The following is a 14398-nucleotide window of genomic DNA, read 5'->3' on the forward strand; positions in this document are numbered from 1 at the left end:
CAACGGCTTCTGATACAGAGTTCATATAGTCTGCGACCATGTCCATAAGCTCAGAGCGGCGGTCCCGCGGGGTCCTCGCCGGTGTCTGCCTGGTCGCGGTCGCGCTCGCCACCGTCTTCGCCGTCAACAGCGGTTCGACCCAGGCGAACTCGGCGAATCCGGCGATCGCCGCTGGTTCCGCCGCTACCGGTTCGACGGGCCATCAGCTGCACTTCGGCGTGGCCTACGGCAACACCCTGCTCGGAGCGCCCACCGCGACCGTGGACGCGGCGCTGAACGACGCGGTCGCCGTCGGCGCCGAGTGGGTCCGGGTGGACCTGCCGTGGATAGCGATCCAGCCGACCGCCGAATCCGGGTACGACTGGAGCGGCCTGGACACCCTGGTCATCGCCGCGGGCACGCGCCACCTGCACGTGGACCCGATTCTAGACCAGGTGCCGCAGTGGGCCCGGGCCTCGGACTGCGCCTCGGACTACGAGTGCCCGCCGGCCGACCCGAACGCGTTCGCCGCGTTCGCCGCGGCGGCCGCCAAGCACTTCGGCCCGATGGGCGTGGACACCTGGGAGATCTGGAACGAGCCGAACCTGAAGGCCTGGGCCCCCGAGCCCGACCCGGCCGGATACGACAAGCTGCTGGTCGCCACGTCGAAGGCGATCCGCGCGGTCCAGCCGCACGCGTACATCATCTTCGGCGGCCTCGCCGCGGTGGCGACCGACCCGAGCCTGAAGCAGGTCTCGGCCTACGACTTCCTCGCCGCCGTCGGCAGGCTGGGCGGCACCCGCTACGTGGACGCGGTCGGCTTCCACCCGTACTCGGCTCCGGTCATGCCCAGCGCCGCCACGAACTTCGCGAACATCTCCAGCACCCCGTACAACCTGGTCGCGGCCCTGGCCCAGTCCGGCACGCCGGACGTCCCGATCTGGATCACCGAGTCGGGCGCCAACGTGGCGCAGGCCGCGACCGACCCGACCGCCGCGAAGCCGGCCACCCAGCAGGCCGAGCAGGAGCAGGCCGCGTACGCGACCAACCTGGTCCAGACCGTCGCCGCCAACCCGCACGTGGCCGCCGACTTCTGGTACGCGGACCAGGACGCCCCGCAGGACAAGCTCTTCTTCGGCCTGCGCCGGGCGAACGGCACCGCCCGGCCCTCGTTCGACGCGCTCAAGACCGCCATCGCGCAATGCCGGTGCGACTCAGGAAACTGACGCCGAGGCCCGGCGCCCGGCGCGGGCGCCGGCCACCTCGCGGTAGTGCGCGGCCACGGCGTCCACGAAGGCGTCCACGTCATAGGCGGCGGAGCGCCGCGCCGAAGCGCGGCCCATCTCCCGCAGCAGCTCCCGGTCGCCGAGCAGCCGGGTCAGCTCCCGGGCCAGCTCGGCCGGGTCGCCCGGCTCGACCAGGGCGCCGTTGTCCGGGCCGATCAGCTCCGGGATCCCGCCCACCCGCGAGCCCACCAGCGCCCGGCCGAGCTGCAGCGCCTCCAGGGCGACGGTCGGGAAGTTCTCCGGCCACAGCGAGGGCAGCACGACGACGCTCGCCGAGGCCAGCTGCTCGGCCACCCCGGCCTCGTCCCGCCAGCCCAGGAAGCGGACGGCGCCGTCCGCGACGAGGTCGGCGGCGTCCGCCTCCAGCCGGGCGCGCTCCCGGCCGTCCCCGACGACCGCGAGCGTGGCGTCGGGCAGCTCGCGGCGCACCCGGCGGTGGGCGTCCAGAAGGTGGTGGACGCCCTTGACCCGCTCCAGCCGGCCGACGTACACGAGGCGGCGGGCGCCGCTCACCGGGGACGCCTCGGCGAGGCGCTCGATCCCGTTCGGCAGGACGTGCACCGGCACCCTCCGGACGTCCGGGCGCACGGCCTCGGCGAAATAGCGGCTGGGCGCGAGCACCCGGTCCACCCGCCGCACCAGCGGCAGGAAGGCAGGCCGCTGGACCAGGCGGAGATACGCCAGCAGGGCCCGGTCCGGCGCCGAGAGCGAGCCGGCGGTCGCGCTGGGCAGGTTCCACCGCAGGAGGTCCCTGGTCCAGCTCTCCGGGCCGTGGACGGTCAGCACGCGCGGGTAGTCCCGGGTGACCGTGAACACCGCCGGGCTGAACTCGCCGACGGTGTGCAGGTGGACGCAGTCCGGCCGGAAATCGGCCAGGATCCGCTCGAGCCCGCGGCGCGCCGCCGGATGCCACAGGTAACCGCGCGCCTTCGCTGCCCCCCGGCCTTCGACCGCCGGAATCAGATGGTCCGCGAACACCTCCTGCTCGCCGGTGAGCAGCTTGTCGGTGGCCACCACCCGGACCTCGTGCCCGCGCGCGGTCAGGCCGTCGCGCAGGATCCGGACGCTCTTCTCCGCCCCGCCGGCCTCGAAGGCGATGTTGACGATCTGCAGAATGCGCATGCGAAGCCTCCGGGCAGTTCGAGCGCGGCTAGAGCGAACGGAACAGGTCGATGTACGTGCGGGCGAGCAGCGGCCAGGCGAAGCGGGCCTCAGCGCGGGCACGCCCGGCCTTGCCCATCCGGTCGGCCAGCTCGTCGTCCACGAGCAGCCTGCGGCAGGCCGCGGCCAGGGCCTCGACGTCTCCGGGCGGCACGATGAGCCCGGCCTCGCCGTCCTGGACCACGTAGGCCAGGCTGCCGACGTCGGAGGCCACCAGCGGGGTGGCGCAGGCCATCCCCTCCATCAGCACCGTCCCGGCGCACTCGGCGTGGCTGGTGGACGGGAGCACCAGCACCGCGGCGTGCCGCATCGCCTCGACCAGCTCGGCGCCGTGCAGCGCCCCGGTCGCCTCGACCCGGTCTGCGACGCCCAGCTCGCCGGCCAGCCGGAGGTGGTCCGGCAGCGCGTCGCCGCTGCCCACGAGGCGCAGCCGCACGTCCGGCAGGTCCCGCAGCAGGGTCATCGCGCGCAGCAGGACGTCGATGCCCTTCCAGGCCGAGGTCCGGTCGATCCGCCCCACGTACACGAGGTCGCGGGGGCGCTGCGAGGGCGCCGGGCCGGGCACGAAGCGCTCGAGGTCCACGCCCGGCGTGATCAGGACGGCGTCCGGCCGCTCCGCCGCCAGCGAGGACGGTCCCACCGGCACGGCGACGTCCGCCGAGCGCAGGACCCGGGGCAGGACGTGCCGCTCGTACCGGGCGATGATCCAGTCCGCGAGCCCGGACCCCGGCTCGCCCTTGTGCATGGTGCCGGCGTGGTAGGTCAGGACCGTACGGCGCTTGCCGGCGACGGCCATCGCCGTGTCCGCCAGGCCCGGCACCGGTGCGTGCGCGTTGACGATCTGCGCGCCGGTCCTGCGCAGCCACCTGCGCACCTGGATCGGCCAGAGCGGACTGATCGGGGAGTTCGACAGCCGCAGGAGCACGCCCAGCCGGACGACGAGCACGCCGTCCTCGGTGCCGACGGACGTGCGCCACCCCGACTCCCGGGTGGTGATCACGACCGGCTCCAGGTCCGCCTCCTCGCCGACCGCCCGCGCGATCCGCGCGACGTAGTTCTCCACCCCGCCGATCTTCGGCGGATAGTAGGCGCAGACGAAGGCTATGACGCGTTTCATCGGATCCTCACCCTTTACCACTGCCGGCCAGCTTCCTCGAGCTTCTCGTCCGCTTCCGGCCGAGGCCGCACCCTCATGCCCGTGGAGGTGCGCAGCTCACCGCCGGGCCGCTTGGCCTCGGAGCGCATCGCGCTGACCACGGCCGACCATTCCGGCCGGTTCCACGGGAAGACCATGGGCATGGTCGCCAACGTGTCGTCCAGGTACGTGGCGTCGACGGCTACGGCCTCGTCCGGCTCCGGCTCCGGCTCCGGCTCTGTCGCGTCCGCCGCGGCGGCGGCCGCTTCCTCCGCCGCCTCCGCCGCCTCCGCGACCGCCGCCCGCGCGGCGTCCGCCGCCGGCTCCGGCTCGCGCCGGGGCCACGGCACGCACACGAGCGCGACCAGGCCCGCGGCCAGGTTTCCGGCATCCCAGGCCCAGCCCACCCAGACCAGGCCCCGCGAGGCCATGACCAGGGCGAGGCCGACGGCCACGACCAGGAAGACGGCGTTGCTCACCAGCATGGCCCGCAGCCGCCGGTGCACCCGCAGCGCGCTGCTCCCCCAGATGTTGAGCGCCACGGCCGCCGCACCCACGGACATCACGCTCAGCAGCCCCGAGGCGTGCGCCGAGTAGGCCGCGCCGAAGAAGGTCAGCAGCAGGCGGCTGCCGAACGCGAGCACGATCCCCGCCGGGACGACGGCGATCGCCATGATCTTGGCGGACCGGCGGAACACCTCGGCCGTGTTGGCCAGGTCGAACGCGGCCTCGGAGAACATCGACTCGCCCACGCCGGAGCTGACGCCGGTCAGCATGCTCGAGACCTGGAACGCGATGTAGTAGTACGCCGCGGCGTCCGCGCCGAGCCGCTGGAGCACGATCAGCGGCAGGACCAGCGTCGGCAGCAGACCGATCAGCGAGGACAGGTAGCTCGCGAACGAGAACTTGTAGTACTTGCGCAGCCCGGTCGCGCGGGTCCTGAAGTCCGGGCGGTACTCGAGCCGCCACCACATCAGCGTGAGCGAGGCGACGACCGCGATCATGTACCCGCCGCCGGTCGCCCCGACGATGCCCAAGGCGCCGAACCCGACCAGGAAGAGCGGCAGGACGAGCTTCGCCACGCCCTGGATCACGCCGTCCGCGAGCAGGTTGTACTGCGGGATCCGGGCACTGATGAACACCGTGTCGGTGATCACGTTGAGCGCCGCGCAGACGCAGAAGCCGACGAAGAGCGCCGAGAGCCCCGGATTGTCGCGCATGAACATGAGCTTCTGGCCGTACCAGGGCAGCCCGAGCAGATAGCCCGAGGCGATGACGAAGGCCGCGCCGCCCACGGCGACCAGGGAGAGCGTGATCTGGCTGTTGCGCGTCCGCTGCGGGGCCGGGAATCTGATCAGGGTGCTGTTGAGGCCGCACAGGCTCATGTAGGAGATCAGCGAGATCGCCGAGATCAGCGAGGTCGCCAGACCCACCCGGGTGGGGGTGAACAGGTGCGCGACCAGGCGCCAGAACAGCAGGCCGAGGACGGCGGTCAATCCCGTCGAGGCCATGAGGAAGACGGAGTTCTGCAGCACCTTCATGGTGCCACGGGAGTGCCTGGCCACCTACGTCGCCTCGGGCGCCCGGTGCACGCGGAGCCGGACGGTCAGGAAGGCCGCGAGGGAGAGCAGGAAGCAGGCCACCGCCGTCGCGCCTTCGGTCGGTACCGCGGCGAAATGGGTCAGCCGCGTCGAGATCGTGTACGGATGGGTGATCGAGTTGACGCACAGGTAGAGCCAGACCAGCAGGCAGTACCCCGCCACCGTACGCACCAGCGCGTTCGCGACGCCACCGCCGCCGCGCCCCGCCGTCAGCACCCGTCCGCCGCCCACTTGCAGCCCTGCCGCACACAGCGCGGAGACCGCGAAACAGAGGCAGCCGAAGGTGTCGCGGCGCATCGGCACCAACGCCGTGATCGGCGCGCTCAAGTCCGCCGGGCGGAACGCGGCGTAAGCCGCGACGTACAGCCAGCCGAGGAGCCCGTAGACCATCGCCGTCTCGGCCACCGGGCGGACCGTCAGCTTCATGACACTTCCTCGAGGAGGGAGCGGTAGTGGTGCACCAGGGTATCGACGTGCTCGGGCCAGGAGAACCGGTCGGCTGCGAAGGCTCTGGCCGCACTGCCCGTGGCGGCGCGCCCCGCCTCGTCGCCGGCGATCCGCGCCAGCGCGTCTCGGAACTCGTCGGCGTCGCGCGGCACCAGCGTCAGTTCGGTGCCGTCCAGGCCGTAGCGCCGGTAGTCGGGCTCATCCGTCGTGACCACCGGCAAACCCGCGCTCATCGCCTCCTTGACCACGAGGGTGAACACCTCGCCCGTCGTCGGCAGCGCGAAGATGTCGCAGGCGCGGTAGATCTCCGCCACCGACGCGCTCGGCTGCCTCCCGAGAAAGTGCACGCCCGGGCGTCCGCCCAGCACCTGCGCGTCACCGCCGCCCACGACGACGAGGTCGTAGCTCTTGTCGGCCGCCGCGAGGAGCAGGTCGATTCCCTTCTTGGGCACGATCCTGCCCACGAACAGCACCAGAGTCCGATCGAGCGTCAGCCCGTATCTCTCCCGGAGCGCGGATCGCTCGGCCGGATCGGCGGCGGGCCGGAACATCCGGCCGTCCACGCCGTTCTCGAGCACCGTCACCTTGTCCTCCGCGGCGCCCAGCCGCGCGACGAAGTGCGCCACGTGCGCGTTTATGGTGAACACGCGGCGAGCCCAGCGCACCAGCGCGCGTTTCGCGACGCCGTAGACGAGTTTCTGTACCAGCCTGACCGCACCTGACGGGTGGTCGACCATGGCGACGTGCTGGGTGAGCACCAGCGGGGTGCGCAGCAGGATCGACGCGAAGCCCGCGGCCCACGAGGTGAGGTAGAAGCAGTCGTGCACGTGGACGACGTCCGCCCAGCCGACCCGGCGCAGAGCCCGGGCGAGCAGGCTCGGCGAGAACACGGGGAACGGCACACCGGCGCGCCGCTCCAGCCCGTTCCAGGCCGCGACCCGTACCACGGTCACGCCGTCCTCGTCCACGGTGCCGCTCTTCTCGCCGCTGGTCAGCACCACCACTTCGTGGCCCAGCTCGACCAGGCGGACGGCCTCGTCGTGGACCACGTTCTCGATGCCGCCCAGGTGCGGCGGGTAGTAGTGACAGACCATGAGCACCCGTAGGGCCTTCTCCGGCGCTCTCACTGGAATATCTCCACTCCGTCGCTCGAGTAGATCTCGTTGTAGACGCTGTGGAGCAGGGTGATCGGATACCGGTAGGTCACCAGGTCGCCCTGGTAGAAGATGGTGGCCTGGTGCTTCTCCACCGTCTGGGCGCCGACGAAGGTGTACGCCTGTTTTTCGAGCAGCGTGGGGTAGAGGTTGTCCGAGATGATGCCGTTGCCCGCGAGCAGGGTCAGCAGCCGGTTGTACGTGAACTCGTCCGTCTGGATGGAGACTCCACTCGGGTCGGTCCCCTTGGCGATGTGGTCCTCCAGCCAGGTCGCGCCCTGCTCCTCGGCGACCGTGGGGTCGTAGATGTCGTAGTACTCACCCGAGTTGCTCAGCGACAGCTGCGCCGGATATCCGCCGGTGGCGCGGGGCACGACCCCGGTCAGGTCCAGCATCAGCGCCGCGATCACGGCGCAGCAGACCGGTACCGCGCCGCGTTTGAGCCAGCTGAGCAGCCACATCATCCCGACGGCCATGACGGGCGCGAAGAAGAAGAAGCCCTGCTGGAAGGCTCGCAGGATGCTGTAGTCCACGGACAGCTGCGGAATCACCGTGACCAGCGCCAGCATCAGCAGCCCGCCGAAGGTGAGCGTCACCTGGTCCCGGGTCAGGCCGCTCGCCGGCCGGTAGCGCAGCCAGGCCGCGAGCAGGCCGATGAAGATCATCGCCTGCAGCAGGTAGGCCGCGAAATCGCGCACCAGCCCGTTCGTGCTCTGCACGTCGACCCCGGCCGACTGCAACCGCTTGCCGATGCCGGTGAGCGGGAGGACCGACGGCTTCACATAGGACATGTCGTACTGGTCCACCAGCGAAAGCGGCAGTCCGCCCTGCGCGCGCCAGGGTGCCGACTCGGTGATCGAGGCGTCCCGGTACTGGCCGAGCCGTTGCGCGTCCGACTCGTTCGCGGCGCCGAAGATGCTGTAGGCGGTGCCCGACGAGGCGCTCCCGGAGATCGCGCCGGTCATCTCCTGGAACGCGACCGAGACGGTGGAGAGCAACTGGCCCGCGGTACCGGTGACCGGGCCGGCCCAGAAGACCGCGAACGCCGCCACCGGTATCACCATCCACCAGGTGATGAAGCTCTTGCCTTCTTCCCGCCGACGCGGCCCGCGCGAGCGGGAGCCTGCCGACGACGGCGTCCGGCGTCGGCGTAGCCGTGTGCCGAGCCGCCAGACCAGGTCCGCGGCGACGGCCGCGCCCAGGACCAGGACCACCACGTAAGTGGTCGAATAGTGGGCGACCACGAGGCCGGACATGAGCGCCAGGAAGGCGATCCGGCGCCGGCGCACGCTCGGCCCGGAGTCCGTCACGAGCAGCATCGCGCCGCCCAACATGACGAACGCGACTTCCTGCCGGCCCTCGTACGGCATGTCGGTGAAGTAGGTCGGGAACATCACGAAGAACAGGGCCGAGAGGACGGCGACCCGGTGCCCGGCGACGTGGCGCGCGGCCCGGAAGATCATCAGCGGGCAGGTGGCGAACAGCACCGGCAGGAGCGCCTTGAAGAAGTACTCGCCCGGGATCGCGGTCAGCCTGACCATCTCGACCGGCAGCAGAGTGATGCTCAGGCAGGCGTTGTAGGCGTCCGAGAAGGACCGGACATCCCAGTGCGCGCCGCTGAGCGCGAGAGAGAAGTACCCGTACTCCTTCTGGATGTCGTGCCCTGTCACCAGCCATCCGCGCAACGAGGTCAGCAACAGCAGAGCGAGCGAGCCGCAGTAGACGCCGATCTCCGTCGCCTCGAGCGAGAACTGCTCTCTGACGAACACCAGGACCAGCAGGACCGTGACACACAGGAAGGCGGCGATGCTGACGTGGTCGCTGAACCCGTTGTTCAGCCGGACCGGCCCGGCCACGGCCAAGACCAGGGCGAGCAGCCCCAGCGCGGTCACGATCTTCACGCCGCCGGCGCCGAGGCTCCACGGCTCGAAGTCCTCCGACCGCGCCTCCGGCAGCGCCGCACCCAGCACCAGTACGGTGGCCGCCGCGGTCACCAGGATCGGCACCTTGGTCAGCGGGTGTTCGTCGCCCAGCAGCGGGGAGATCTCGTTGAGGCCGAACATCGCGGCCAGATCCGTCATGAGACCGAAGCCCAGCGCGATCAGACCAGCCGACTCCCGGGTGGTCACGACACGCGTGGCACAGCCGTACCAGATCGCCACCGGGGCGCCGAAGATCAGCCACAGGCCCTCGGAATCGCGCAGCCACAGTTCGGCCGGCCCGAACGCCTCGGCCAGGAACGCCAGGGTGGTGGCGATCAGCACCCACTGCCGCGCCCGCAACTCCAAGGGGCCGGCCGACCGCGGAAGCCTCACGCGTATACCTCAGGATGCTGCATGGATCGGATGTCCCGACTTTCTACGGTCCCGTACGCACCGAGACGGCTCGACGCGGGCGGAAGATGGAGCGGTCAGTACGCCGTCGCGGTGGGAATCGGGTTCCCGGCGATGCGGTAGTGCAGGGTCTGCCCGTCGGCTCCGGCCAGGCTCACCCAGACTACTTCGGGGTCTTTCGGCAGGAGGACGTCGAGCACTGTCTTGACCACGGTGCCCCGCGCGGTCACCTTGGCCGAGAGAGTCGGGCCGGTGGACCCGGAGCCGGTGACCAGCCACGCCTTGACCGTGAAGGTCGTCGTGCCGCTCGCGTGCGGATCGAGGGCCAGCGGCACGTGCAGCACCGCGCCGTCCACGGTGGGATCGGCGGTGAAGTAGATCGCCGGAGCAGGGCTCGACATCCGCGTGAAGGACTGTCGCAGAACCGTTCGCACCGCCGGGATCCGGCCGATGCCGAACAGGAGCGCGACCACGAGGGCCGCGGCCGTGGCGCCGAAGACCCGCCTGCGACGGCGTTCCCTGCGCGCCCGGGACGGAGCCTTCGAACCGCGCGATCTCACCGCGCCCGGATCCGGATCAGGATCGGAGCGCACGTCCGTCTCGGACGGTGCATCCGGGCTCGATGACGCCTCCGTCTCGGAGGGCGCTTGCGCCGCCGACTCGGCGTCAGAATCCCTGCCTGCGGCCGGATCCGTCTCAGCGGGTGCGTCCGGGTGCGGCGGATCGTCGGGGTCGGACTTCGACGGCCTCGAACGCGAGCGCGTGCTCGCATGGCCGTCGACGCCGTCACCAGTGGACATTCCGCGCTGCCTCCGTCGGGGTCGGGACCACTGCCCGGACCGCCGGAATGTCGTCCACCTCGCGGTGGGCCGGAATCAGTGTCGACAGCGTCTTCAAGGCAACCCCCAATGCTGAACCGGTACCGGGCCCGCACGGCACATCTCGGGCTCGACCCCGCATATGCCGGTACGTCAGGGGGCGTCCGCGAGTCGCCGAACACGCCGGAAGCCGCGTTCCAGCCCCCCGGAGGCCAAATACTACCAGTGACGGCCGCTATCGAACCCTGATCCCAGGCGTCTAACACGTAGCGGAACCGCAACGGCGAGGCGTCCGGGGGGTGCCCGATCCCGTTGTGCCGGGAGGGCTATCCGAGCCCGCCGACCTCGTCGGAGCTCAGGGCCTTGTTCCAGACCTGAACGTCCGAGAGCGACCCGTCCAGCCAGTTCGACTCCCCGCCGTCGGCGAGGCCGCTGCCGATGCTGAGCTTGCCGCCGGCCAGCCAGTCGGTCGCGTGCACCGAAGTGCCCTGCAGCTGACGGTTGACATAGAGCGACATCACGTGCGACCTGCCGTCATAGGTCGCGATGATGTGGTACCAGGTCGTCTTGACCGGGGCCGAATGCGACAGGACCGCGTCGACCGAGGCCAGGTCGGAATCGGACTGCGGCATGTCGAAGGCCCACCGGTTGGCCGTCGGGTCGTACTCGATCGCGGCGCCTTCGACCTTCGTGCCGCGCTGCGCGACCACGGTCTGCCAGCCGCTCGAGGTGGAGGTGGGGCCCTGCATGGTCACCCAGACGCCGATGCTGAAGCTCTGCGTGGTGTTGACGATCGGCCCGTCGACGAGGACTTCGGATCCGGTCACCCCGTGCAGCCCGACCGAGCCGGTACCGTCCGTCAGCACCGTCCACTTGACGTCGGTGGCCACGCCGTCTCGATGACCCACCGTGTCGTGCGCGGTCCCGGTCATCAGCCAGGTGTCGAGCAGCGGTCCCGCCGCCGCGACCGCGGTGGCGCTCGCGCTCGCGGAGGCGGACGGAGACTTCGAGGCGCCCCCGCCGCCCGCGGCGGCCGGGTTGGATCCGCCCTGCGTGGCGAACACCAAGGCCGTGCCCACCGCCGCCGCGGCCACGACGCAGGACACGGTGATCCACAGCTTCCTGTTCCCGCGCCCCCGCTTGACCGTCGGCAGCGAGGTGAACGGACCCTGCGACATCGACAGCGGCGGCATCGAACCGGACCCGTCGAACGCCCGGGGGTCCGGCTGCGCGACGGGCGGCAGCTGCTGCGGGTTGTTCCAAGCGGAGATCCCCGGCTGCGACTGACCGCCGGCCGCGTACGCCGCCGCGTCCACCGGCGTTCCGGCGGCACGCGCGGTGTAGCCCAGCATCATGGTGTTGCTCGGCACCCGGGCGGCCGGCGGCATCGAGCCGGAGCCCACGGCGCCCTGGGGCCACACGCCCGGCCCGACCGTCCCGGCTCCGCCGAACTCGGAGAGCAGGGTGAAGAACCAGCCGCCGAGGGTGACCGTGTCCGGGCGATGCGCCGGATTCTTCGCCAGCAGACGCTGGATCAGCGGCCACATGTCGGCGGGGATCGCCGGGTGCGGCTGCGGCTCGGCGTTGATGTGCTGCTGCAGGATCTGCGCGTAGTGGTCGCCGGTGAACGGGACCGTCCCGGTGAGCAGTTCGTACACGCAGATGCCGAGCGCGTAGACGTCCGCGGCCGCGCCCGCGTCGTTGCCGGTCAGCAGCTCGGGCGCGAGGTAGTGCGGCGTGCCGACCACGGAGTTGACCGCGGTCAGCCGGGTGCTGCCGGCCAGCAGGGCGATGCCGAAGTCGGCCAGCCTGGCGTCCCCGGTGCGCGCGTCGAGCAGGATGTTGGCGGGCTTGAGATCGCGGTGCACGATCCCGGCCGCGTGGATCGCGGCGAGCGCCTGGCAGACCTCGTATCCGATCCGGCACACCTGCGCCGGGCCGAGCGGGCCGCTGTCCTGCAGCAGCCGGTTCGCGTCAGTGCCCTGAACCAGGTCGAGCACCAGGCCGAGCCGGTCGCGTTCCGCCACCAGGTCCCTGATCTCGACCAGGTGCGGGTGGTGCACGCCGGTCAGCACCGCGCGTTCCTGCAGGAACCGCGCCACCAGCTCGCGGTCCTGGCTGAGGTTGTCCGCGAGCATCTTCACCGCGATGGCCTCGCCGGATTCGATGTTGCGCCCCCGCCATACCGTCCCCATGCCCCCGCTGCCGATGCGCTCCTCGAGCAGGTACACGCTACCGAGCCGCAGCCCGGCCCCCACCTCGTCGCTCACCCGTCGACTCCGCTCCCAACCGGCCTACCGATGACTGTCCGCAATTCTAGCGCAGGCAAAGGAAATTCGGACACCGGGTGCGAGCCTCAGGGTTCGAATACGGCCCGGCCCACCAGCCAGAACGGCGGGCTCGGGCGCGGCCACGGTGACGCTCCGGTACGCGTCGGGCGCCGAGAACGCCGCGTGCCCCGCCTCCCACCGGGAGAACGGGGCACGCGCGTACGGGCGATACCGGCCGGGCCCGGCCGCGCCGGCACGGCGGGCGCGAGCCCGCCGGCTCTACTTGAGACTGCCCTCGTAGGCGTCGAGCACCTCGTCCGTGGCGCCGTCCATCTTGATCACGCCGTCGTGCATCCAGATCGAGCGGTTGCAGGTCTCGCGGATCACGCCGTGGCTGTGGCTGACGAGGAAGACCGTGCCCGCGTCCTTGCGCAGCTCCTTGATCCGCTTCTCGCTGCGCCGCTGGAACTCCACGTCGCCGGTCGCCAGAGCCTCGTCGATGAGCAGCACGTCGTGCGACTTCGCGGCGGCGATGGAGAAGCGCAGCCGCGCGCTCATACCCGAGGAGTAGGTGCGCATCGGCAGTGAGATGAAGTCCTCCTTGAGGCCGGAGAACTCGACGATGCCGTCGCGGGCGGCGAGCGCCTGCTCCTTGCTCATCCCCATGGCCAGGCAGCCCAGCTGGATGTTGCGTTCACCGGTCAGGTCCCGCAGCAGCGCGGCGTTGACGCCGAGCAGCGTGGGCTGGCCGTGGGTGTAGACCTTGCCGGTCTCCGGCGGCAGCAACCCGGCGATCGCGGCCAGCAGGGTGGACTTGCCCGAGCCGTTGCGGCCGACCACGCCGATGGAGTCGCCCTCGGCCGCCTCGAAGGAGACGCCCTTGACCGCGTGGATCTCCCGCATGGTGGGGCCGATCTTGCGGTTGACGATCCGGTTCAGCGCCGAACTGGCGCTGCCCTTGCCGGTCCCCGCGCCGTGCACGCGGTAGACGATGTGCAACTCGTCCACGATCACGGTGGGCCTCGGCTCCGCCGCCTGAGCCGCCTGCCTGATCTGCTGCTGGGGAATCTCAACCGCGGCCATACTGCTCCTCAGCCTGCCAGAAGTAAACGAAGCCGCCCACGCCGACCACCAGGGTCCACACCACCAGCTCGATCCACGCGTGGTGCGGCAGCGGCCCGCCGGACACGTTCATCGCCGAGCGGATCACGTCGATGAACATCACCATCGGGTTCAGGTCGAGTACCTGCTTGATCCACGGGCTGTGGCTCTTGGTGATCGACGAGATGCTGTAGAACAGGCCCGAGCAGTACATCCAGGTGCGCAGCAGGAACGGCATGAGCTGACTCACGTCCGGGGTGCGCGCGCCGAGCCTGGCCACGATCATGGTGCAGCCGGTGTTGAAGACGGTCAGCAGGACCAGCGCGGGCACGACCAGGATCCAGCGCCAGGAGATGCCGGCGCCGTTGGCGACGTCGATGACCATGAAGACGAGCACCGAGACCGCGAGCTGCTGCAGCTGGGTCAGGGTGTACGCGATGGGCAGACAGGCACGAGGGAAGTGCAGCGCCCGGATCAGCTCGAGCCGGGCGCTGATCGCCCTGGTCCCGTAGTTGATCGAGGACATCGTGAAGTTGAACACGAACACACCGGTGACCAGGAAGCCCAGGAAGTGGTGGATGCCTCGGCTGGTGTGCAGCAGCTCGCCGAAGATCAGGAAGTAGACGGCCGCGTTGAGCAGCGGGGTCAGGATCTGCCAGATCTGGCCGAGTTTCGCGCCGGTGTAGGCAGCGAGGGTGTTCGCGGTGGCGAAGGAGCTGATGAAGTGCCGTTTCGCCCAGACGTCCCTGACGTACTCCAGCAGAGTCGGACGCGCGCCGCTCTGCGCCAGGCCAAACCGCTGCGCCCGCTGCGCGGCCGTCTCGGCGACGAACAGTATGCCCTCCCCGGCCTGCGCCGGGGATGTATCAGTGCTCATAGTTATCGTCCATCTTGATGGCAGGCCTCGCGAAGGTCGCGTCGTTGTCGTGCGCGGGGTGTGCCTGTCCTGCCGGACCCCGCTGTAAGGCTAGCAGGACGCACGGGGTTCCCCGTCCCGCGAACACCGAGGTCAGGGCACCGCGCGTGACGAAACGGGCACTGCGGGCGACACCCGACCCGGGAAAGGGTCCGCGAACCGAAGACACCGTGAGAGAGTACCTGGATTGAACACGG

11 protein-coding genes are annotated in these 14398 nt (G+C 70.6%); 1 reads left to right on the plus strand and 10 read right to left on the minus strand.

The features are described from left to right. Positions 1-38: 38 nt before the first annotated feature. Positions 39-1205, plus strand: coding sequence for a cellulase family glycosylhydrolase (locus tag ACTRO_RS43725; protein WP_051451234.1), 1167 nt, complete (start codon positions 39-41; stop codon positions 1203-1205). Here the strand turns inward: ACTRO_RS43725 and ACTRO_RS43730 are convergent. The 10 genes from ACTRO_RS43730 to ACTRO_RS22880 all read right to left on the minus strand — a co-directional run bounded on the left by ACTRO_RS43730 (position 1194) and on the right by ACTRO_RS22880 (position 14162). Further along, positions 1194-2387, minus strand: coding sequence for a glycosyltransferase family 4 protein (locus ACTRO_RS43730; protein ID WP_051451235.1), 1194 nt, complete (start codon positions 2385-2387; stop codon positions 1194-1196). The two genes, ACTRO_RS43725 and ACTRO_RS43730, sit on opposite strands and share 12 nt — an antisense overlap. Positions 2388-2415: 28 nt before the next feature. After that, positions 2416-3543, minus strand: a complete 1128-nt coding sequence (locus tag ACTRO_RS22840) for a glycosyltransferase family 4 protein (RefSeq protein WP_034266133.1) — start codon at positions 3541-3543, stop codon at positions 2416-2418. A 14-nt stretch (positions 3544-3557) separates the two neighbouring features. Beyond that, the gene (locus ACTRO_RS22845; protein ID WP_157436377.1) at positions 3558-5126 is read right to left on the minus strand and encodes a lipopolysaccharide biosynthesis protein; all 1569 of its coding nucleotides are present in this window, start codon (positions 5124-5126) and stop codon (positions 3558-3560) included. Next, positions 5127-5588, minus strand: coding sequence for a hypothetical protein (locus ACTRO_RS22850; RefSeq protein WP_034266139.1), 462 nt, complete (start codon positions 5586-5588; stop codon positions 5127-5129). It abuts the gene before it with no gap. Then, positions 5585-6736, minus strand: coding sequence for a glycosyltransferase family 4 protein (locus ACTRO_RS22855; protein ID WP_034266142.1), 1152 nt, complete (start codon positions 6734-6736; stop codon positions 5585-5587). Before ACTRO_RS22855 ends, ACTRO_RS22850 begins: the two co-directional genes overlap by 4 nt. Beyond that, positions 6733-9078: a DUF2206 domain-containing protein gene (locus ACTRO_RS22860; protein ID WP_157436378.1), complete on the minus strand. Its 2346-nt coding sequence runs from the start codon at positions 9076-9078 to the stop codon at positions 6733-6735. Before ACTRO_RS22860 ends, ACTRO_RS22855 begins: the two co-directional genes overlap by 4 nt. A 95-nt stretch (positions 9079-9173) precedes the next feature. Then, positions 9174-9896 carry a hypothetical protein gene (locus ACTRO_RS22865; protein ID WP_034266150.1) on the minus strand — a complete coding sequence of 241 codons (723 nt, stop codon included), beginning with the start codon at positions 9894-9896 and terminating at the stop codon, positions 9174-9176. A gap of 344 nt (positions 9897-10240) precedes the next feature. Continuing rightward, entirely contained in the window at positions 10241-12184 is a 1944-nt protein-coding gene (locus ACTRO_RS43735) for a protein kinase domain-containing protein (RefSeq protein ID WP_051451236.1), read from the minus strand. A 279-nt stretch (positions 12185-12463) separates the two neighbouring features. Beyond that, the gene (locus ACTRO_RS22875; protein WP_084316472.1) at positions 12464-13267 is read right to left on the minus strand and encodes an ABC transporter ATP-binding protein; all 804 of its coding nucleotides are present in this window, start codon (positions 13265-13267) and stop codon (positions 12464-12466) included. Beyond that, positions 13254-14162, minus strand: a complete 909-nt coding sequence (locus ACTRO_RS22880) for an ABC transporter permease (RefSeq protein WP_034266153.1) — start codon at positions 14160-14162, stop codon at positions 13254-13256. The genes ACTRO_RS22875 and ACTRO_RS22880 overlap by 14 nt, the downstream gene beginning before the upstream one ends. Positions 14163-14398: the final 236 nt, after the last annotated feature.

Origin of the sequence: Actinospica robiniae DSM 44927, assembly GCF_000504285.1 — a bacterium.
Lineage (GTDB): Bacteria > Actinomycetota > Actinomycetes > Streptomycetales > Catenulisporaceae > Actinospica > Actinospica robiniae.

Excerpts from the sequence above, each read along its gene's own strand:
- ACTRO_RS22850 (WP_034266139.1), bottom strand. The coding sequence starts at position 5,588 with ATGAAGCTGACGGTCCGCCCGGTGGCCGAGACGGCGATGGTCTACGGG.
- ACTRO_RS43730 (WP_051451235.1), bottom strand. The coding sequence starts at position 2,387 with ATGCGCATTCTGCAGATCGTCAACATCGCCTTCGAGGCCGGCGGGGCG.
- ACTRO_RS43725 (WP_051451234.1), top strand. The coding sequence starts at position 39 with ATGTCCATAAGCTCAGAGCGGCGGTCCCGCGGGGTCCTCGCCGGTGTC.
- ACTRO_RS22880 (WP_034266153.1), bottom strand. The coding sequence starts at position 14,162 with ATGAGCACTGATACATCCCCGGCGCAGGCCGGGGAGGGCATACTGTTC.
- ACTRO_RS22875 (WP_084316472.1), bottom strand. The coding sequence starts at position 13,267 with ATGGCCGCGGTTGAGATTCCCCAGCAGCAGATCAGGCAGGCGGCTCAG.
- ACTRO_RS22840 (WP_034266133.1), bottom strand. The coding sequence starts at position 3,543 with ATGAAACGCGTCATAGCCTTCGTCTGCGCCTACTATCCGCCGAAGATC.
- ACTRO_RS22865 (WP_034266150.1), bottom strand. The coding sequence starts at position 9,896 with ATGTCCACTGGTGACGGCGTCGACGGCCATGCGAGCACGCGCTCGCGT.